Source organism: Pseudomonas sp. Van50, from assembly GCF_055390755.1.
On the sequence record NZ_AP024343.1, the window covers coordinates 3,048,743 to 3,068,183 of the forward strand.

16 protein-coding genes and 1 pseudogene are annotated in these 19,441 nt (G+C 61.8%); 10 read left to right on the forward strand and 7 right to left on the reverse strand.

Features of this window, described 5'->3' with window-relative positions; genetic code table 11:
- Positions 1-66 precede the first annotated feature (66 nt).
- Positions 67-654 (forward strand): TetR/AcrR family transcriptional regulator, encoded by a 588-nt coding sequence (locus ACZ5M5_RS13385; RefSeq protein ID WP_060743234.1) that lies wholly within the window; start codon positions 67-69, stop codon positions 652-654.
- 16 nt (positions 655-670) lie between these two features.
- Here ACZ5M5_RS13385 and ACZ5M5_RS13390 read toward each other — a convergent pair whose 3' ends face one another.
- The 6 genes from ACZ5M5_RS13390 to ACZ5M5_RS13415 form a co-directional block, all read right to left on the reverse strand.
- Entirely contained in the window at positions 671-1,663 is a 993-nt protein-coding gene (locus ACZ5M5_RS13390; RefSeq protein WP_103308337.1) for a LacI family DNA-binding transcriptional regulator, read from the reverse strand.
- Between the two features lie 75 nt (positions 1,664-1,738).
- On the reverse strand, positions 1,739-3,241 hold the full coding sequence (locus tag ACZ5M5_RS13395) for a glycoside hydrolase family 32 protein (protein WP_464739194.1): 1,503 nt from the start codon (positions 3,239-3,241) through the stop codon (positions 1,739-1,741).
- Positions 3,238-4,377, reverse strand: a complete 1,140-nt coding sequence (locus ACZ5M5_RS13400; protein ID WP_060742700.1) for an ABC transporter ATP-binding protein — start codon at positions 4,375-4,377, stop codon at positions 3,238-3,240. Before ACZ5M5_RS13400 ends, ACZ5M5_RS13395 begins: the two co-directional genes overlap by 4 nt.
- A gap of 32 nt (positions 4,378-4,409) precedes the next feature.
- On the reverse strand, positions 4,410-5,252 hold the full coding sequence (locus ACZ5M5_RS13405) for a carbohydrate ABC transporter permease (RefSeq protein WP_060742699.1): 843 nt from the start codon (positions 5,250-5,252) through the stop codon (positions 4,410-4,412).
- Entirely contained in the window at positions 5,249-6,211 is a 963-nt protein-coding gene (locus ACZ5M5_RS13410; protein WP_464739195.1) for a carbohydrate ABC transporter permease, read from the reverse strand. The genes ACZ5M5_RS13405 and ACZ5M5_RS13410 overlap by 4 nt, the downstream gene beginning before the upstream one ends.
- Positions 6,212-6,232: 21 nt before the next feature.
- On the reverse strand, positions 6,233-7,507 hold the full coding sequence (locus ACZ5M5_RS13415) for an ABC transporter substrate-binding protein (RefSeq protein WP_060742697.1): 1,275 nt from the start codon (positions 7,505-7,507) through the stop codon (positions 6,233-6,235).
- A gap of 170 nt (positions 7,508-7,677) precedes the next feature.
- Here ACZ5M5_RS13415 and ACZ5M5_RS13420 point away from each other — a divergent pair, with 170 nt between their 5' ends.
- Entirely contained in the window at positions 7,678-9,234 is a 1,557-nt protein-coding gene (locus tag ACZ5M5_RS13420; protein ID WP_464739196.1) for a carbohydrate porin, read from the forward strand.
- Between the two features lie 399 nt (positions 9,235-9,633).
- Here ACZ5M5_RS13420 and kdgR read toward each other — a convergent pair whose 3' ends face one another.
- A complete protein-coding gene (gene kdgR, locus ACZ5M5_RS13425) occupies positions 9,634-10,416 on the reverse strand; it encodes a DNA-binding transcriptional regulator KdgR (protein WP_060742695.1) in 783 nt (260 codons plus the stop codon).
- A gap of 153 nt (positions 10,417-10,569) precedes the next feature.
- Between kdgR and ACZ5M5_RS13430 the strand changes: the two genes are divergently transcribed.
- The 8 genes and pseudogenes from ACZ5M5_RS13430 (at position 10,570) to ACZ5M5_RS13465 (ending at position 19,336) form a co-directional block, all read left to right on the forward strand.
- The gene (locus tag ACZ5M5_RS13430; RefSeq protein WP_464739367.1) at positions 10,570-11,571 is read left to right on the forward strand and encodes a sugar kinase; all 1,002 of its coding nucleotides are present in this window, start codon (positions 10,570-10,572) and stop codon (positions 11,569-11,571) included.
- A gap of 4 nt (positions 11,572-11,575) precedes the next feature.
- Positions 11,576-12,787 (forward strand): D-mannonate dehydratase ManD, encoded by a 1,212-nt coding sequence (manD, locus tag ACZ5M5_RS13435; protein ID WP_060742694.1) that lies wholly within the window; start codon positions 11,576-11,578, stop codon positions 12,785-12,787.
- A 53-nt stretch (positions 12,788-12,840) separates the two neighbouring features.
- The gene (locus ACZ5M5_RS13440; protein WP_060742693.1) at positions 12,841-13,872 is read left to right on the forward strand and encodes a Zn-dependent oxidoreductase; all 1,032 of its coding nucleotides are present in this window, start codon (positions 12,841-12,843) and stop codon (positions 13,870-13,872) included.
- Positions 13,873-13,950: 78 nt separating this feature from the next.
- Positions 13,951-15,242, forward strand: a pseudogene (locus ACZ5M5_RS13445) (MFS transporter).
- A 17-nt stretch (positions 15,243-15,259) separates the two neighbouring features.
- Positions 15,260-16,717 (forward strand): mannitol dehydrogenase family protein, encoded by a 1,458-nt coding sequence (locus tag ACZ5M5_RS13450; RefSeq protein WP_060742691.1) that lies wholly within the window; start codon positions 15,260-15,262, stop codon positions 16,715-16,717.
- Between the two features lie 13 nt (positions 16,718-16,730).
- Positions 16,731-17,906, forward strand: a complete 1,176-nt coding sequence (gene uxuA / locus ACZ5M5_RS13455; protein WP_464739197.1) for a mannonate dehydratase — start codon at positions 16,731-16,733, stop codon at positions 17,904-17,906.
- Between the two features lie 339 nt (positions 17,907-18,245).
- A complete protein-coding gene (locus ACZ5M5_RS13460; protein WP_237140769.1) occupies positions 18,246-18,503 on the forward strand; it encodes a transposase in 258 nt (85 codons plus the stop codon).
- Positions 18,500-19,336, forward strand: coding sequence for an IS3 family transposase (locus tag ACZ5M5_RS13465; RefSeq protein ID WP_464737817.1), 837 nt, complete (start codon positions 18,500-18,502; stop codon positions 19,334-19,336). The genes ACZ5M5_RS13460 and ACZ5M5_RS13465 overlap by 4 nt, the downstream gene beginning before the upstream one ends.
- The last annotated feature ends 105 nt before the right edge of the window (positions 19,337-19,441 follow it).

The window sequence follows — 19,441 nt, forward strand, 5'->3', positions numbered from 1 at the left end:
TTTGATTATGCTCGACATCTATGTATGATGTGAGCGTGATTTTCGAGCAGCACGAGGAGTTAAAAAATGCGGGTGACCAAGGCCCAGGCCCAGGCAAATCGGGAGCACATCGTCGAGACGGCGTCTGTCTTGTTCCGTGAGCGAGGCTTTGACGGCGTGGGTGTGGCGGATCTGATGGCGGCCGCCGGGTTCACCCACGGCGGTTTCTACAAACATTTCGGCTCCAAGGCCGACCTGATGGCCGAAGCGGCCGCGCGCAGCCTTGCGCAATCGCTGACCAACAACGCGGGTCTCGACGTGCCCGGGTTCGTCAATCTCTACGTGTCCCGGGATCACCGTGACGCCCCGGGTGGCGGTTGCACCATGGCGGCACTGTGCGGGGACGCTGCCCGTCAATCGCCCGAGCTGAAGGCGACTTTTTCCAGCGGTATCGAAAACATGCTGGCGGCGCTCGCGAGCCGGTACGAGACCGGGCAAGACGCGCCGCAGGCAGAGGTCAGGGCGAAAATGCTCGACATGTTGGCCCATGTCGTCGGCGCGGTCATGTTGTCGCGGGCCTGCCCGGACGATTCCGCCCTGGCTGATGAAATCCTCGAGGTCTGCCGCACCCGGATCATCGCATCACTGCCGCCATCGCCCGCGCAGCAGCCCTGACGGATACCGGTTGGCCTTACAGCGACGCCCTGACCACCAGTGGGCAATCCACCGGCTGGGCGCCCGTCAGTTCGAGGGTCTCGATCAGGTGCCGGGCCGCCTGGCGACCGATCTCGTAGTAGGGCAGTTGGACCGTGGTCAGCGGCGGCATGAACAGTTCGGCGATGCCGATCATGTTGTCATAGCCCAGCACTGCGACATCGTCAGGAATTTTCAAGCCGCGACCCAACAGCAGTTGATAGGCGCAGAAGGCGATGCGGTCGTTGCCACAGACCAGGATGTCGAATTGCGGACGGCCGTCGACGATATGCCGGTCGAGAATGGCGGCGGTTTCACCGTAGGCATCGTGATCGGAAAGGTCGTATTGCAGGAGTGCTTCAGGCGCCAGCCCGAATGCCTGGCAGGCGCGTTGCAGACCTTGTTGGCGCAGATTCCAGGCGACACTCTTCCTGGGCAAGTTGATACACAGCGGGCGCCGATAGCCTTGGCTCAAGGCATGATGCACGGCGCGGTACTGCCCGGCTTCATCATCCGGCACGTAGCTGACCAGTTGGCTGTCATCGGCCAGGCAATTGGCGAGTACCAGCGGCTTGCTCTTGAGTCGCTCGGGAATGCTCACCTGGCGCAACCCCATGGCACTGAAGATCAACCCGTCGGGGCGATGCGACAGCATCAGGTCGATGTTCTGGTCGGTGGGCGGGTTGCTCAGCAGGTTGAGGATGAAGACGTTCCAGCCAGCCTGCTGCGCGGTCTGTTCGATGGACAGCAGCAACTCGACGGCGAACGGCGTGGTCGCGGTGTCCAGGGCGAACACACCGATGGTGCGCGCCTGCAAGTTGTCGCCGCGCATCCTGCGCGCCGACAGGCTCGGTACGAATTGCAGTTCATCGATGGCGCGGCGTACCCGCTGAAGGGTCTCGGGGCTCAGTTTTTCCGGCGTGTTGAGCGCGCGCGAAACCGTCATCAGGGATACGCCGGCCAGCTGTGCAACGTCTTTCACGGAAGTCATGCGAAGTGCGGCCAGTCAGGTTGACGCAGAATCATGACACAGCGCCCGGGCTTCTCGCGACTCGAATGACGCGACTCACAGCCAACCCGAGGCCAGGGGCCAGGCGTTGGAAATGGCGACGTGCCCGCCCGTCCCGCTCGCCAACAGCTTCACCCCGAGGCTGTCGGGCCGCGGATAGAGGCGACTGCTGAGGCTGAAGCGGCCGCTTTGCTCAAACACCTCGATGGATGAACGATCGAGAAACACCCGCAGATGCAGTTGCGTTTGCGCCGGCTCTATCGGCACGCTGCGCTGGCCGCTCACTTGCGCACCCGAGCGACTGCGATCGAGCACCAGGCGTCGCAGTGACGCGTCGTAGTACAGCAGGGTCTGTTCCTGCTCATCGGCACTGCAGCGCAAGGCGATGCCCAACTGACCTTCGGTGCAATCGAGCAGGTCCAGATGCACATGGATCTCCAGTCGGTCGCCACTTACTTGCGGCACCCAGCGGCTGCCCGACTCGCCCCACGGCGCAATGCTCGGCAACGGCGCCTGGCGCAGCGCAACCAGTTCCCGCGCCGGAAACACGCCGAGGCGATCGCCCTGCAGTTCCAGCTCCCGTGGCAAACCGAGCATGCCGCACCAGTGATGGGCCTGGCTCGGCATCGGGCTTTCCCACATGTCCAGCCAGGCCCACACCAGGCGCCGGCCATCAGCGGCCACCAAGGTTTGCGCGGCATAGAAATCGTGGCCGTTATCCAGCTCGATGAACGGCCCGCCGCTGAAGTGCCATTCGCTGTCGAGGTGGCCAATGCGATAACCGGTCTGATACTTGTTGAGCCGTTCGTACCCCGCCGGTTGCATGCCTTGGGGGGAGTACAGCAGTACGTCGCGTCCGTTGAGGCGAAACAGGTCTGGGCATTCCCACATGTAGCCGTCGCCGTCAGTACCCCTGGACACGTAATCGAGAAACTCCCAGGCGCGCAGGTCCGTGGAGCGATACAGCGGCAGCAGCGGCGTGTCGCCCAGGCGCGCCCCGGCAATCAGGTACCAATAACCATCCTCCTGCCAGACCTTGGGGTCGCGAAAGTGCATGATCGCCGCTTGCGGCGCGTCCTCGATAACGGCGCCATGCTTGACGAAGCGGACGCCGTCGACACTGGTGGCCAGGCACTGGACCTGGCGGATCAGGCGTTCGTCGCCCACTTCTCCCAGCCAGGTGTGTCCGGTGTAGATCAGCGCCAGGGTGTCGCCACACACCACCGCGCTACCGGAAAAACAGCCGTCGCGGTCGAAATCGTCGCCCGGTGCCAGGGCAATGGGCAGATGTTGCCAATGAACCAGGTCGGCGCTCTTGGCGTGGCCCCAGTACATCGGGCCCCATTTGGCGTCGAAGGGGTGGTGTTGGTAGAACACGTGGTACTCGCCCCGAAAAAACACCACCCCGTTAGGGTCGTTCATCCAGCCCGTTGGCGGGGCCAGATGATAGTCGGGTCGATAGTCGTGGATCAGGCGAGACAGGCCATCACGCAGGGCCTGCTGCGCATGTTCAAGAGAGGCGGGCATCGGATTGCTCAGGCTATTCAAGGATAAAGTCATAGGGCGCCCGCATGGGCCGGGCGCAGGGCGACGTCATCGGGCAGGCGGTCGATGGCGTGGCGCTGCAACGCCGTGCCGTGTGTGTCGAACACATGCAGATTGTCGATATCCAGTTGCAGTTCGACCCGATCGCCCACTCGCCATCCGGCGTTGACCTCACAACGACAGACCATGGGGTCGTCCTGGCCGGTGTCGAGGTGCACATAGGTTTCACTTCCCAGGTATTCGACCCCGCTCACCGCGATGCCGGCCGTTCCCTGGGCCGCCTTGAGGGCGATATGTTCCGGACGAATCCCCAGGCTCAGTTGCGTATTCGCCGCCAGCCCCGAGCTGTCGAAGGGCAGGGACGTCATGCCCAGCACCAGGCTTTCAACCTGGCTGGTTTCGCCTGGCGTATGCAGGAACGCGGCAAGGAAATTCATCCTGGGTGAGCCCAGGAAACCGGCGACAAAGCGGCTGGCCGGACGCTCATAGAGTTCCCGTGGCGAGCCGACCTGCTCGATGCGGCCGCCATTGAGCACGACAATCTTGTCGGCCAGGGTCATCGCTTCAACCTGGTCGTGGGTCACGTAGATCATGGTCGAGCCCAGTCGTCCATGCAGCCGGGCGATTTCGTTGCGCATCTGCACGCGCAGGGACGCGTCGAGGTTGGACAGTGGCTCGTCGAACAACAGAATGTCCGGCTCCCGCGCCATGGCCCGGCCCATGGCCACGCGCTGGCGCTGGCCGCCCGACAGTTCCCGTGGCTTGCGTTGCAGCAGTTTGTCCAATTGCAGGATCTGCGCGGTTTTCAGCACCCGCTCGCGCAGGCTGGTCTTTTCGGTCTTGGCCAGCTTGAGGCCAAAGCTGATGTTGTCGTAGACGCTCATGTGCGGGTACAGCGCATAGGACTGGAACACCATGCCGACGCCACGCTCGCGCGGCTCCAGGTCGTTGACCCGGCGTCCGTCGATCAGCAGGTCGCCGCCACAGATCGAATCCAGCCCGGCGATCAGCCGCAGCAGGGTCGACTTCCCACAGCCCGAAGGGCCGACGAAGACCACGAATTCGCCTGCCGAGATTTCCAGGCTGACGTCGCGAAGAATGCGTGCGCCGCCCAATTGTTTGTTCACGTTGTCCAGCTTCAACTTGATCACGATGCTGTTCCTTTTTTTGTCTGTGTTGGGCCTCAACCCTTTAACGCACCGGCAGTGAGGCCGGAAACAATGCGGCGCTGGAAGATCAGCACCAGAATCACCAAGGGCACCGTGACCAGCACCGACGCCGCCATCAACAGGCCCCAAGGCAGCTCATGGGGACTGCCGCCGGAAATCAGCGCGATGGCGACTGGGACCGTGCGTTGCGAGTCGGTCAGGGTGAAGGTCAGGGCAAAGAGGAACTCGTTCCATGCGGCGATGAAGGCCAGAAGGCCGGTGGTGACCAGTGCCGGCCAGAGCAGCGGCAACAGCACGCGGGTCAGCGTGACCCAAGGTGACGCACCGTCCATGATGGCGGCCTCTTCCAGCTCATGAGGCAGTTGCCCCATGAAGGTGGTCAGCACCCAGACGGTGAAGGGCAGGGTGAAAATCGTGTAGCTCAGGATCAACGCCCAGGAGGTGTTGTACAGGCCCAGGGCACGGATCACTTCGAACAACCCCGACAGCACCGCGACTTGGGGAAACATCGAGACGCCCAGGACCATCATCAACACCGGACCGCGCCCGCGAAACTTCACCCGGCCCAAGGCATAGGCGGCGGTCAGGCTGAGGAACAGCGCCAGCGCGACCACGCACAGCGCAACCACTAACGAGTTGCCGATAGCCCTCAGGAACGAGGCCTGGTTGAGTACGGCGGCGTAGTTGGAGAAGTCGGGCTGGTCGATCCAGTAGCTCACCTGGAACAAGGCGCTGGACGGTTTCAGCGACGTTACGATGGCGTAGTAGAAAGGGAAGACCGCATACACCAGCAAGATAGCGATCAGGCACCAGAACCCGAGGCGCAACAGGGCTTTTTTCAGTAGGCGCGGGCTCATGAGCGGACCTCCAACTGACGGCGTCCGAGGTACAGATAAACCATGGCGATCACCGCGACGACCAGGAACAGCAAGGTCGAGGCGGCGCTGCCATAACCCACGTCCTGGAATTCCACCAAGTGCTGGCGGGCATAGACCGACATGCTCATGGTGCTCGACGAGTTCGAGGTCAACACATAGATCACGTCGAAGACCCGCAGGGAATCGAGGATCCGGAAGATCGCCGCCACCAGCAAGGCCGGCATCAGCAGTGGCAGGGTGACCCGCCAGAACACTTTCACTGGGTGAATGCCATCGACCCTGGCGGCTTCGTAGCAATCGCTGGGCAGCATCTGCAAGGCTGCCAGCATCAGCAGGGTGACGAAAGGCACGGTCTTCCAGACGTCGACGATGATCACCGCCCACATCGACAGGTCCGCGTCGGCGGTCCAGGCCAGGGGCGCGTCGATCAGGCCGAGGCCGAGCATCAGGTGATTGATGATGCCGAACTGGTCGTTGAGCATCCATGACCAGATTTTCGCCGAGACGATGGTCGGGATCGCCCAGGGAATCAGGATCAACGCCCGCACCAGGGCGCGTCCGCTGAACCGGACGTTGAGCAGCAACGCCACCAGCAGCCCCAGGACGATTTCCAGCCCCACCGACACCACGGTGAAATGCAAGGTGTTGCGCACCGCATTCCACCACTGTGGATCGACGAGCAGGCCTGACCAACCGGCACTGCTGTGGAACAGATAATTGCTCGAGCCGACAAAGGTTGCATCCCCCGTATCGGCGAGGCTGGCGTCGGTCAGGCTGAACCAGAATGTACGCAACAGCGGCCAGGCCGCCACCAGCGCCAGGCACAGCAGCATCGGGGTCAGGAACAGCCAGGCGGCGCGAACGCGACGGCGTTGTACCGGCGTTTCCCGGGCGGGCAGGTACTCGTCGTCGGGGACGAGTGTGGTGGAGACAGACATGGTGATTTCCTTCCTTGTGGCTTACCAGTTCCGGCGTTTGATCCGCGTGAGTTCGCTTTCCAGCTCGGCCAGGGCCTGATCCACCGGCCGCTCGCCCGCCAGCACGCCGTGCACTTGATCGAAGAAGGCATTGGAGACCCGTGGATAGCGGTCGGCAGTGATCGAGGCGGGGCGCATGACCCCATCGTTGAGAATGCTGTGCAGTTGGCTGTAGTAAGGCATGGCCGCGAGCAATTCGGGATCTTGGTAGAGCGATTCGATCACCGGGTTGTAGGCGCCGACCAGGGCCCGATGTTTCTGTTGTTGGGCGCTGCTCAAGTAGCTCACCAGTTCCGCGGCAAGCTTGGGGTTGGCGCTGTAGCGCGACACCGCCAGGCCCCAGCCGCCGAGGGTGGACGCGTGAGTACCCGTCGCGCCGCCACGGGGCAGGGGCGCGACGCCGACCTTGTCTTTGACGGCGCTGTCCTGGCTTTGCACCAGGGCCCAGACATAAGGCCAGTTACGCATGAACAGCGCATTGCCCGACTGGAAGACGCCGCGTCCTTCTTCCTCGGTGTAATTGAGCACGCCACGGGGGGCGATGTCTCCGACCCAGCTTTTGGCCAGGGTCAACGCCGCCCGTGACGCCTGGCTGTTGACCACGATATCGCCTTGGGCGTTGACCAGCCCGCCTTGCGGTTGGCTGCTGATCCACTCCAGGGCATTGCACGTCAGGCCTTCGTAGGCGCGTCCCTGGAATATATAACCCCAGGCATTGGCGTTCCCGGCAGCGCGCTCCGCCTGCTGGACAGTCCTGGCGGTGGTCGTCATTTCTTCCCAGGTCTGGGGCACGGGCTTGTTGTATTTCTCGAGCAAGTCCTTGCGGTAATACAGCAACCCCGAATCGGTGAACCACGGCATGGTCACCAGGCGCCCGTTCACCGTGGCGTTATCCACCTGGGCCTGGAAATACCCCTGGGTGGCGTCGGCCGCAAGCACCTGGCGCAAGTCCAGCAAGTGTTTGGCCAACATTCCCGGCCACACCATGTCGATCTGGATGATGTCGATGTCGCTGGATTGCGCACTGAGGATCTGCTGGTAGAACGACAACCGCTCGGTCGCCGAGTTAGGTGTGGAAACCACTTCGACACTGTTGCCGGTCTGCTTCGACCACGCTTCGACGGCCTCTTTGCACAGTTGCAATTCGGCACCCACGGCACCACAGGAAATCGTCAGGTTGGCGGCAGTCGACAGGGCTGGAAACCCGACGCAAAGGCCGAGCAGCGCCGCTGGAAGGAGCGATTTGAGCTGTTTCATAAAGCCCTCTTTATTTTTGTTTTTAGAAAAGTTAACGTTAACATCGCCAAATGTAGCAGCGTATTTGCGATGAGGCATCCTTTTTTTCCTCTGTTTTGACAATTCAGAACCTGGGTGGAAAAGGCGGGTCGCGGCAACAGAACAATAAAAACAAAACAGGGAAAATCCACATGCAGAAAGCATCAAGCTGGCTACTCGCAAGCGTGCTCGGCGCCTCGGCGGCCACCTCTCAGGCCGCGACTCTGGAAGAGCGCATGGCGGCGTTCGAAGCCCGTGCCAGCGCAGCGGAAAAGCGTGCAGCCGCCGCCGAACAACAAACCCAGGCACTCGCCAGGGAGCTGCAGCAAATCAAACTCGCCACCCCCGCCGCGCAACCGACCGTGTCCGCCGTTACGACACCCACGCTCGATGCCCGCCTGGCAAAACTCGAAGCCCGCCAGCAAAGCACGGAAAAGCAGGGCGGTAGCGCCCACCTCACTGACGGCTTCAGTTTCAAGGGCTACGCCCGCTCCGGGTTGCTGATCAATGATGGGTTGGGTGGCGGGCGTGGCGGTCCGTACACCACCCCGGCCGGTTCTGTCGGTGGCGCCGTGGGGCGACTCGGTAACGAGGACGACACCTACATGCGCATCGACCTGTCGAAAGAGCTGTACGCGCAGAACGGCACCCGCTCCAAATTCACGGTGTCCATCGCCGATGGCGTAGAAAGCTCCAACGACTGGACTGCCGAGGAAAGCAATCTGAACGTGCGCCAGGTGTTCACCGAACTCGATCACCTCGCGGCATTCAAGGGCAACTCGATGTTCGAACATTCCACCTTGTGGGCTGGCAAGCGCTTCGACAGGGACAATTTCGACATCCACTGGCTGGACTCCGACGTGGTCTATCTGGCCGGCACCGGGGGTGGCATCTACGACATGCAGATGACCAAGGACTGGCGCTCGAACTACTCGTTGATCGGGCGTAACTACGGGGATTTCAGCGAGGGCGGGGTCAATGCCGATGTGGAAAGCTACATCCTGACGTCCAACCAGTTTTTCGACGGCGGGCAGTGGCAGTGGATGTTCAACGCCATAGGCTCGAAGAAAAACGACTTCGGCACTCGCACCAATGAAGCGGGCCTGGCGCCGGCCGACTCCGGTTTGCACAGCATGGTCGCCAATCACCAGAAAACCTTTTTCGGTCGCGAAGGCTTCTTCAAGACAGCGCTGCTTTATGGGCAGGGGTTGGGGGCTGAGGTCAAGAACGTCGGCGCCGATGGCGAATTGATCGACGATGCCCGGGCTCTGCGTGTGGCGCTGTACGGCGAAACGCCCCTGGCCTCCGACTGGCGCATCGGCCCGAGCCTGCTGGCCGAGCGAAGCAAGGATCGCTACGTCAAGGGCGACGACTACCGTTGGATGACTCTGAACGTGCGCTTGGCCAACGAAATCAACAGCAATTTCGAGATGGCCTACGAGATGAGTTGGCAAACCATGCAGCTCGACCCCAAGGGCTACCTGCAACGCAATGCGGTCGACGGTAACTTCTGGAAGTTCACGGTGGCCCCGACCTTCAAGCCCGACTTGGGCGATCTGCTTACGCGCCCTGAACTGCGTCTGTTCGCCAGCGTCATGAATTGGTCGTCGGACCTGGACAGGTACAGCTCCACAGACGCCTTCGGCAAGACGGACTTCAACGCCGGTGGCACCTGGCAGTATGGCCTCCAGATGGAAACCTGGTTCTGACACCAGTCAGTCGAGACCTGTGGGAGCGGGCTTGCTCGCGATAGCGGAGGATCAGCCTGGACAGGTGTTGGATGTGCCGCTGTCATCGCGAGCAAGCTCGCTCCCACAGTTTTGCCGGGCGTTCACAGACTTCGCAGTCACCACCCATCCTCTGTGGGAGCGAGCTTGCTCGCGATAGCGGAGGACCAGTTTGCAGCGATGTTGGATGTGATGACGTCATCGCGAGCAAGCTCGCTCCCACAGTTTTGCCGGGTCGTTCACAGACTTCGCAGTCACTACCCATCCTCTGTGGGAGCGAGCTTGCTCGCGATAGCGGAGGATCAGTTTGCAGCGATGTTGGATGGGTTGACGTCATCGCGAGCAAGCTCGCTCCCACAGTTTTGCCCACGGCTTTTGCGATTAACGTGTATGCCAGCCCAACTGGCTTGAGATCTGTTGGGTGGCTTGCATCAGTTGCTTGACGTAGTCCTGCTTCAACTCTTCCCTGAAGCGAAAGCACGGAAATGAAACACTCATTCCGCCGATCACATGGCCGAAACGGTCGCGGATCGGTGCCGCCAGGCAACGCATGTTGTCTTCGAACTCTTCATGGTCCTCGGCATAGCCTTGCTGGCGAACGGTCTCCAGTTCCTGCAGATACGCCTCGGCGCTGGTCAGGGTATTGGCCGTGCGACGCTCGAAGCTTTCCTGTGCCAGGTGGGCGAGCAACTCGTCTTCTTCGAGCCAGGCCATCAGCACCTTGCCGATGCCGGTGCAGTACAACGGCGCCCGTCGACCGATCCGCGAGTACATGCGCAGGTTGTACTTGGAGTCGATCTTGTGCACGTAGACGATGCTGCCTTCGTCGAGAATCCCCAGGTGGACGGTCTCGCCGGTCAGCTCGTTGATCCTGCGCATCCCGGGCTCCGCTTCCCGGACGATGTCCAGGTGGGGCAGGGCCTGGGCGCCCAGTTCGAACAGCCGGACGCTGAGGCGATAGCGATCCTCGGCATCCTGCACCACATACCCTCGGGCCTTGAGCGACTGCAGGAAGCGATAGACCGTGGCCTTGGACATGTCCAGTTTGGTGGCGATTTCCGACACGCCGCTTTCTTCCGGATGTTCGGCCAGTGCCTCGAGCACGGCCATGGTCCGGCCCACCGCCGACACCAGATCGTTGTTGGGAATGACGCTGTTGTCCATGAAGGCTCCAACGTGAAAGTAAAACCCAAGGATATACGCAAGCAGAACAAAACGCTGTTTCATTTTTGCTTGACGAGGCCGGAAATCTGACTAGACTCGGGCCTTGAGATAAAAATGAAACGCCGTTTTAAAAACAAGAAAGGCGCGTTGATTATGGATTTAACGCTCAACCATGGCCCGCAGGCCCGCTTCGCCCGCCCGCTGAAAGTGGCGCTGGTGGGAGAGTGCATGATCGAGATGCGCGGTGAGCCGGGTACCGCGATCACGCAGACCTTCGGTGGCGATACGCTCAACACCGCGGTCTACCTGGCCCGATTGAATCCCCATGGCGCAGTGGCCGTGGACTACATGACGGCCGTGGGCAGCGATGCGTTCAGCGTCGCCATGCGCCGGTCCTGGCTGGAAGAGGGGATTGGTGATGCTCATGTCCGCGTGATCGAAGACGCGCTGCCGGGGCTGTATTTCATCCAGACCGATCCACACGGCGAGCGGCGTTTCCTCTACTGGCGCGGGGAAGCGGCGGCGCGGCGCATGTTCGAGGGCCCCGAGGCCGACGTCATGCTCGATGCACTGGCCGATTACGACTACGTCTACCTGAGCGGCATCAGCCTGGCGATCCTCACACCGGAAGGGCGCCAACGCTTGATCCAGGCCCTGCCCAGGGCTCGTCGAGCGGGCACGCGCATCGTCTTCGACAACAACTACCGTCCCCACCTCTGGCCCGATCCTGAATCGGCCCGGCAGGTCTACCGCGACCTGTTGCAGCTGACCGACCTGGCCCTGCTCACCTGGGAAGATGACGTGGCCCTGTTCGGCTATCGCGACCCGGACGCCTTGTTCAGTGCCTACGCCCAGGTGGGAGTACGCGAAGTCGCCCTCAAGCGTGGCGCCGCCAGCTGCTTGATCCAGTGCCCGACAGGGCGTTTCGAGGTGCCCGCGCAAACCGTTTCCCATGTCGTCGACACCACCGCTGCCGGTGATTCGTTCAGCGCCGCCTACCTGGCCTGTCGCCTGCGCGGCGGCGATCCCCAACAGGCCGCCCGCTGGGGGCATCGCCTGGCGGCCCAGGTCGTCCAATACCGGGGCGCGCTGATTCCCCAGGCGGCCATGCCGAACATGGGCGCGTCCTCACTTCCTTCTGTTGCACAGGTCTGATTTTATGAAAATCGTTGAAGCGCGCGTCATCGTTACCTGCCCGGGGCGCAACCTGGTCACGTTGAAAATCGTCACCGATGAGGGCCTCTACGGCATTGGCGATGCAACCTTGAATGGCCGCGAACTGGCGGTCGTCGCCTACCTGGAGGAACACGTCCTGCCCGCGCTGATCGGCCGCGATGCCCACCGTATCGAGGACATCTGGCAGTACCTGTATCGCGGCGCGTACTGGCGCCGGGGACCGGTGACCATGACGGCCATCGCCGCCGTCGACGTGGCGCTCTGGGACATCAAGGCCAAGGCCGCGAACATGCCCTTGTACCAATTGCTTGGCGGCAAGAGCCGCGAGCGGGTGATGGTCTATGGGCATGCCACCGGCAAGGACATCGAAGGGTGCCTGGACGAAGTCGCCCGTCACGTCGAGCTGGGCTATAAGGCCGTGCGTGTGCAATGCGGCGTGCCCGGCATTGCCACCACCTACGGTGTCGCCAAGCGCAGCGGCGAGCGTTATGAACCGGCCGACAGCGACCTGCCCGCCGAACACGTCTGGGACACCGCCAAATACCTCAACTACGTCCCCAAGCTGTTCGCCGCCGTGCGCGAACGTTTTGGTGATGACCTGCATATCCTCCACGACGTGCACCACCGCCTGACGCCCATCGAAGCCGGACGCCTGGGTAAGGCCGTGGAACCGTACAACCTGTTCTGGCTGGAAGACTGCACACCGGCGGAAAACCAGCAGAGCTTCCGCCTGATTCGCCAGCACACCACCACGCCGTTGGCCGTGGGCGAGGTGTTCAACTCCATCCATGACTGCCGCGAGTTGATCCAGGAACAGTTGATCGACTACATCCGCACGACGCTGGTGCATGCCGGCGGCATTACCCATGTGCGGCGCATTGCCGATTTCGCCGCGCTGTTCCAGGTGCGCACGGGTTTTCACGGCGCCACCGACCTGTCGCCGGTGTGCATGGGCGCGGCCCTGCATTTCGATACGTGGGTGCCCAACTTCGGTATCCAGGAACACATGCCTCACGAAGACCGCATCGATGAAGTCTTCCCCCATGCCTATCGCTTCGAGGACGGCCACTTCACGCCGGGCGAAACCCCGGGGCATGGCGTCGACATCGATGAAGACCTTGCCCGCCAATACCCCTACAAGCGCGCCAGCCTGCCGGTCAACCGTCTCGAAGACGGCACGCTCTGGCATTGGTGAAGCGGTTTCAACCCTTTGAGGAAACGGGGCGAGTGCCCCGTCAGGAGTGACTGATGAAAGCGTTCCAGGTAAGAGCACCCTTCGAGTTCGGGCTGGCCCAGGTCGACCAACCCCAGGTCGCCCACGGCGAGGTCCAGGTCGATGTGGCGTATGCCGGCATCTGTGGCTCGGACATGCACATCATTCATGGGCAGAACGCATTCGTGCGTTTTCCCCGTGTCACCGGCCATGAGTTTTCCGGGGTGATCCGGCAAGTCGGTGAAGGCGTCGAGCACCTGCAGGTGGGCGACCGGGTGTGCATCGATCCGGTGATCAGTTGCGGTACCTGCTATCCCTGCCGCATTGGCCGGCCCAATGTCTGCACGCGGCTGCAAGTGATCGGCGTGCACCGCGACGGTGGCTTCAGCGAGCAGGTCTGCGTACCGGCCGAAAACGCCCACCGCCTGCCCGACGCGATGTCCCTCAGCCACGGCGCTCTGGTCGAGCCTTATTCCATTGCCCTGAACGTGCTCGATCGCATGCAGCCGCACCCTGGTGACAGCGTGCTGATCTACGGCGCCGGGGTGATCGGCCTGACCCTGGTGCAAATGGCCCGGGCGTTGGGATTGACCGACATTACCGTCACCGATGTCATCGACAGCCGCCTGGAGACGGCCCGGGCGCTGGGCGCCAGCCGGACCCTCAACGGCCAGCAAGTCGATGTCGAAGCCGTCATGCGTGAGCTGACCCAAGGCGAGGGCGTGCCGTTGATTGTCGATGCCGCCTGCATTCCGGCACTGATGCCGCAGATGGTGCGCCTGGCCTCGCCGGCCGGGCGTATCGGGTTGCTGGGCTTCAATGCCACGCCCAGTGATCTGGTGCAGCTGGAAATGATCAAGAAGGAACTGACCCTGGTGGGGTCGCGGCTCAACAACCGCAAATTCCCCCGGGTGATCGAATTGATCGCCAGCGGCAAGTTGCAAGTCCAGGACCTGATCAGTCATCGCGTCAGCTTCGACGAAATGCCCGGCGCCATCGACCTGATCGAAAAGCACCCCGAGCAAACCCGAAAAGTGCTGGTGGAGCTGACGAACGCCCATCACTGAGCCGTCGGTACCACCGGTTTCACCGTGCCTGTCATGGGCACCCTCACCGAATAAACACAACAAGCGGGAGGTTCCACCATGTTTGGTCAAGGACGTAGCTTAATCATCATCATGCTGTTCCTGGCTGGGGTCATCAATTACCTCGACCGGTCGGCATTGTCTGTGGCGGCACCTTTCATCCAGAAGGACTACGGTCTGAGTACGGGTGAGATGGGCATGATCTTCAGCAGCTTTTTCGTCGGCTATGCGGCCTTCAACTTCATCGGTGGCTGGGCCGCCGACCGTTACGGCGCCAAGACCACCTTGCTGCTGGCCATGGTCTTGTGGTCATTGTTCAGCGGCCTCACGGTGCTGACAGTGGGCTTCGCTTCGCTGGTGCTCATCCGGATCCTGTTCGGCATGGGCGAAGGACCGCTGAGCGTCACCACCAGCAAGATGGTGAACAACTGGTACACCCCAAGCGCAGGGCGCGGGCGATTGGCGCATCAATGTCCGGCACGCCGCTGGGTGGGGCGATTTCCGGTCCGGTGGTGGGTTTTATCGCCGTCACCTACGGCTGGAAGATCTCGTTCATTATCATCATGCTGATCGGCCTGGTCTGGGCGGCGGTGTGGTTCAAGTTCGTCAAGGAACGGCCCGAAGGCGAGGGTGCCGAGGATATTCTCCGAGCCGAGGGGCAGGGCGAGCTGGCGGCACAACCGGTGTTCCCTTTGCGGTTCTACCTCAAGCAGCCGACGGTGCTGTTCACCTCCCTGGCGTTCTTTTCCTATAACTACACCTTGTTCTTCTTCCTGACCTGGTTCCCCAGCTACCTGACCATGGCCCACGGCTTGAACGTCAAGGACATGAGCATCGCCACGGTCATTCCCTGGGTCCTGGGTTTCCTCGGCCTGGCCCTGGGCGGCTTCATCTCCGACTTCGTGTTCAAGAAAACCGGGCGGATGATGTTCTCCCGTAAAGTGGTGCTGGTGACGTGCCTGCTGGCCTGTGCTGTCTGCATCGCCTGTGCCGGGATGGTGACTACCTTGTATCCAGCGGTGATCCTCGTCGCCTTGGCGGTGTTTTTCCTTTACCTCACCGGTGCCATCTATTGGGCGATCATCCAGGACACCGTTCCGGCGGCGCGGGTGGGCGGCGTCAGTGGTTTCATGCACTTTCTGGCGAATACCTCGGGCATTGTCGGCCCGACCCTGACGGGGTTTTTGGTGCAGTTCACCGGTTCGTTCACCAGTGCTTTCCTGCTGGCGGGGCTGTTGACCGTGATCGGTGCCGTGTGTGTCGCGCGCTACGTTAAACCGCTGTCGGTGGCGGATACCGGCAACACGGCGGCACAAAGCCCGCAGCCGGTTTCGGCCCTGGGCCGTTCCTGAACAGAAGGAGTGAGTCGATGCCTGTTGTGAAACGTGTACCTTGCACCGGCACTGCAGCGCAGATCGGTATCGTGCACCTGGGCCTGGGCGCGTTCCATCGCGCGCACCAGGCGGTCTACCTGCAACGCCATCTCAATCGCCACGGTGAAAGCGACTGGGGCGTGTGCAGCGCCAACCTGCGTTCCAATCGCACCCTGGTCGAGCAATTGCGCGAGCAGGACGGTCGCTACCATGTGGCCGAATACCGCGACTGCGAACAAGTGACGCTGCGCGAGATCGGGGTGCTGCGCCAGGCCTTGTATGTGGGCGAGGGCGGTCCTGACCTGGAGCAGTTGCTGATGCGCATGGCGGCGCCGCAGACGCGGATCGTCACGCTCACGGTCACTGAAAAGGGTTATTGCCTGAGCCCGTCCTCGGGCCAACTGCGCAGCGAAGATCCGGCGATTGCCCATGACCTCGCTCATCCGCAAGCGCCGCGCTCGGCCCCCGGGATCGTTCTGGAAGCCCTGCGCCGGCGCCGCGCCGCGGGTGTCCCGGCCTTCACTGTGTTGTGCTGTGACAACATGCCCGACAACGGCCAGCGCACCCGCCAGGCAGTCAGCGCGCTGGCGGCGTTGCAGGATGAGGCGCTGGCGCAGTGGGTCGAGCAACAGGTGGCGTTTCCCAGCTGCATGGTCGACCGCATCGTGCCTGCGATGGACGGCGAGTCCTTCCGCCGGCTGGAGCAACTGGACTGTCATGACCCGGCGGCAGTGGTCTGTGAAAGTTTCAGCCAGTGGGTGATCGAAGATCACTTCCCCCTTGGCCGCCCGGACTGGGAAGTGGAGGGGGTGCAGATGGTGGACGACGTGGGCCCGTTCGAAACGATGAAGTTGCGCATGCTCAATGGCAGCCATTCGTTGCTGGCCTATGTGGGGCTGCTGGTCGGTCACGACACGGTGTTCGAGGCCGTCAGTGACGCGAACCTGCTGCACCTGATCGGACGCTACATGGCCGACGAGGCGGCGCCCACGCTGGACATGCCTGCGGGTATCGACCTTTCGGTCTATGCCCACGATCTAAAGGCACGGTTTGCCAATGACAGCCTGCAACATCGGCTGCGGCAGATTGCCATGGACGGTTCGCAGAAACTGCCGCAACGCTGGTTGCTCGGCGCGCAGCAATTGCTCGACCAGGGGCGCGGCATTGATTGTACGGCGCTGGGCATCGCGGCATGGATCCACTACTGCACGCAGCCGTTGCCCGGTCGTCCGGCGCACGTGGTCGACGACCCACTGAGCGCAACCTTTGCCGATCTTGCCGGACGATTCGAGGGCGCATCGCGGGTGGACGCGGTTCTCGACCTGCACGAAGTCTTCCCGCCGCGGCTCTCGGCTCGCGCAGTATTTCGCGACGCCGTGCACCACGCCTACAGCGCCCTGACGCGCGATGGCGTGGATAGCCTGTTGCACACCCTTGCCGCATCCAAACGATAAAAAGGAGAAGAACATGGAACAGACATGGCGTTGGTTTGGCCCCAAAGACCCGATTTCCCTGGCGGACATTCGCCAGACCGGTGCGACCGGCATCGTCACCGCGCTGCACGAGATTCCCAATGGCGAAGTATGGCCGTTAGATGCCATCGCGGCGCGCAAACAACTGATCGAAGCGGCCGGCCTGAGCTGGTCGGTGGTGGAAAGCATTCCGGTGCACGAAGACATCAAGCGCGGCTGCGGGCGGCGCGACGAGTACATCGCCAACTACCAGCAAAGTGTGCGCAACCTGGCGAGCTGCGGCATCGATATCGTCTGCTACAACTTCATGCCGGTGCTGGACTGGACCCGAACCGATTTGTCTTTCGAGCTGGCGGATGGCGGCTGGGCCTTGCGTTTCGATCAAACCGCGTTCGCCGCCTTCGACCTGTTCATCCTCCAGCGCCCGGGAGCGCAGGCCGAATACAGCGCCGAGGACATCCGGCAGGCCAAGGCCTACTTCGAACAACTGACGCCAGCCCGGCGCGAAACCCTGGTCAATACCCTGATTGCTGGCTTGCCCGGCGCCGAGGAACACTACAGCCTGGACAACTTCCGTGACTTGCTGCGCACCTACGCCGACATCGACGAGGCCAAGTTGCGCGAACACCTGGGGTACTTCCTGCGTGCGGTGATCCCGGTTGCCGAGGCGGTGGGTGTGCGCATGGCAATCCACCCGGACGACCCGCCCCGGGCACTGCTCGGCTTGCCACGCATCCTGTCCACCGCCGAAGACGCCCAATGGCTGCTGGATGCCGCGCCAAGCCCGGCCAATGGCCTGACGTTCTGCACCGGTTCCTATGGTGTGCGCGAAGACAACGACCTGGTGGCGATGGCCAAGCACTTTGCGCCGTTCATCTACTTCACTCACCTGCGTTCAACCCGCCGGGAAACCGACCCACGCAGCTTCCATGAAGCCCATCACCTGGACGGCGACGTCGACATGGTCGGAGTCATCGGCGCCTTGGTGGCTGAAGAGCGCCGACGTGAACGCGAAGGCGGCCCGCGCTTGCCGCTGCGTCCAGACCATGGGCATCAACTGCTTGACGATCAGCATCGCAAGAGCAATCCCGGCTACTCACTGATCGGCCGCCTCAAGGGCCTGGCGGAAATCCGCGGCGTGGAACTGGCCGTGCGCCGACAACTGGGCTAGATAAGCCCTGTTTGGGTGGGGGCGGTTAACACCTGTGGCGAGGGAGCTTGCTCCCGCTGGGCTGCGCAGCAGCCCTAAAACCCGGCACCTCGGTGCATCAGATCGATCCCATTCAATCAGCTTGGGGTCGCTACGCAACCCAGCGGGAGCAAGCTCCCTCGCCACGGGAGGTAAACGCCTGAGAAATTCTCGGGCTAACGCCATTCCCTGTGGGAGCGAGCTTGAACTGGCCTAATGATTTTGGACACTTCAATCGGGCGCTATGATGGCGCCCAAATCTGAGGTGTTTTGGTTATGCGTAAATCTTACTCCAGTGAGTTCAAACTCAAAGCGGCCAGCATGGTGCTGGACGAGGGACAGTCGGTTCCCGAAGTCTGCGCCAGCCTGGATATTGGGCCCACGGCGCTTCGCCGCTGGGTCGATCAGGTTCGCAAGGAACGCTTGGGTTCGACCCCGGTGGGCGCCAAGGCGATTACCGCTGATCAGCGTGAAATTCAGCAGCTCAAAGCGTTGCTCAGGCAAAAAGACCTGGACATTGAAATCCTAAAAAAGGCCAGTGCTCTCCTGCTTTTGGACTCCAAAGATCATTCTCGTTGATCAATGAGCTGGACGAGCAGTACGGCGTTAACAATTGCTGTCGGGCGTTTGGAGTCAACCGCAGCAGCTTTTACGCCTGGCGTCAGCGCCAAGGCAAAGTGAAGCCCGAGCGGGAGAAACTTAAAGCCGTGCTGGTCGAGCATCACAAGGAGTCCAGAGCATCCGCGGGGTCTCGCACCCTTTCCAAGGAGCTGCAAGCAAAGGGACATCGTGTCGGGCGGCATATGGCTCGCAGCTTGATGCGCGAAGCCGGTGTTGCCAGTCGTCAGCGCCGGCGGCACAGGTACAAATCTTCCGGCGTGGAAGCGTTGGTGGCGCCGCACGTGCTCAAGCGCAAGTTTGATGTCACGGCGATCAACCAGGTGTGGTGTGGCGATGTGACGTACATCAAGGTCGGCAAGCGCTGGATGTATTTCGCGGCGGTGCTGGATCTGTTTGCTCGCCGGATCGTGGGCTGGTCGTTTTCAATGATTTCCGATGCCTCGCTGACCTGCGAAGCGTTGCGAATGGCGGTGCAATTGCGAGGTTGCCCAAAAGAGGTGCTGTTTCATTCCGATCAAGGCTGCCAATACACCAGCCACAAATTCAGGAATGAAATGCGCAAGCATGGACTCCTGCAAAGCATGAGTCGCAAAGGTGAGTGCTGGGACAACGCCCCGATGGAGCGTTTCTTTGGGAGCCTGAAGTCAGAGTGGGTGCCAGAAGATGGCTACAGCTCGGAGCATGAAGCCCGCGTGGATGTGCAGCGTTATGTGATGCGTTACAACAACGTCAGACTCCATAGCTACAACGACTACCGGTCGCCGGTAGCTATGGAGAAACTGGCAGCATGAAACCGTAACTGGTGTCCAAAATTAGTTGACCAGTTCAGCTTGCTCGCGAAGCGATATGTCAGCCTGCAAAGATATTGACTGTGCCACCGCCATCGCGAGCAAGCT

Coding starts and splice junctions, on each gene's coding strand:
- ACZ5M5_RS13385 (WP_060743234.1), top strand. CDS start 67: ATGCGGGTGACCAAGGCCCAGGCCCAGGCAAATCGGGAGCACATCGTC.
- ACZ5M5_RS13390 (WP_103308337.1), bottom strand. CDS start 1,663: ATGACTTCCGTGAAAGACGTTGCACAGCTGGCCGGCGTATCCCTGATG.
- ACZ5M5_RS13395 (WP_464739194.1), bottom strand. CDS start 3,241: ATGACTTTATCCTTGAATAGCCTGAGCAATCCGATGCCCGCCTCTCTT.
- ACZ5M5_RS13405 (WP_060742699.1), bottom strand. CDS start 5,252: ATGAGCCCGCGCCTACTGAAAAAAGCCCTGTTGCGCCTCGGGTTCTGG.
- ACZ5M5_RS13410 (WP_464739195.1), bottom strand. CDS start 6,211: ATGTCTGTCTCCACCACACTCGTCCCCGACGACGAGTACCTGCCCGCC.
- ACZ5M5_RS13415 (WP_060742697.1), bottom strand. CDS start 7,507: ATGAAACAGCTCAAATCGCTCCTTCCAGCGGCGCTGCTCGGCCTTTGC.
- ACZ5M5_RS13420 (WP_464739196.1), top strand. CDS start 7,678: ATGCAGAAAGCATCAAGCTGGCTACTCGCAAGCGTGCTCGGCGCCTCG.
- kdgR (WP_060742695.1), bottom strand. CDS start 10,416: ATGGACAACAGCGTCATTCCCAACAACGATCTGGTGTCGGCGGTGGGC.
- ACZ5M5_RS13430 (WP_464739367.1), top strand. CDS start 10,570: ATGGATTTAACGCTCAACCATGGCCCGCAGGCCCGCTTCGCCCGCCCG.
- manD (WP_060742694.1), top strand. CDS start 11,576: ATGAAAATCGTTGAAGCGCGCGTCATCGTTACCTGCCCGGGGCGCAAC.
- ACZ5M5_RS13440 (WP_060742693.1), top strand. CDS start 12,841: ATGAAAGCGTTCCAGGTAAGAGCACCCTTCGAGTTCGGGCTGGCCCAG.
- ACZ5M5_RS13450 (WP_060742691.1), top strand. CDS start 15,260: ATGCCTGTTGTGAAACGTGTACCTTGCACCGGCACTGCAGCGCAGATC.
- uxuA (WP_464739197.1), top strand. CDS start 16,731: ATGGAACAGACATGGCGTTGGTTTGGCCCCAAAGACCCGATTTCCCTG.
- ACZ5M5_RS13460 (WP_237140769.1), top strand. CDS start 18,246: ATGGTGCTGGACGAGGGACAGTCGGTTCCCGAAGTCTGCGCCAGCCTG.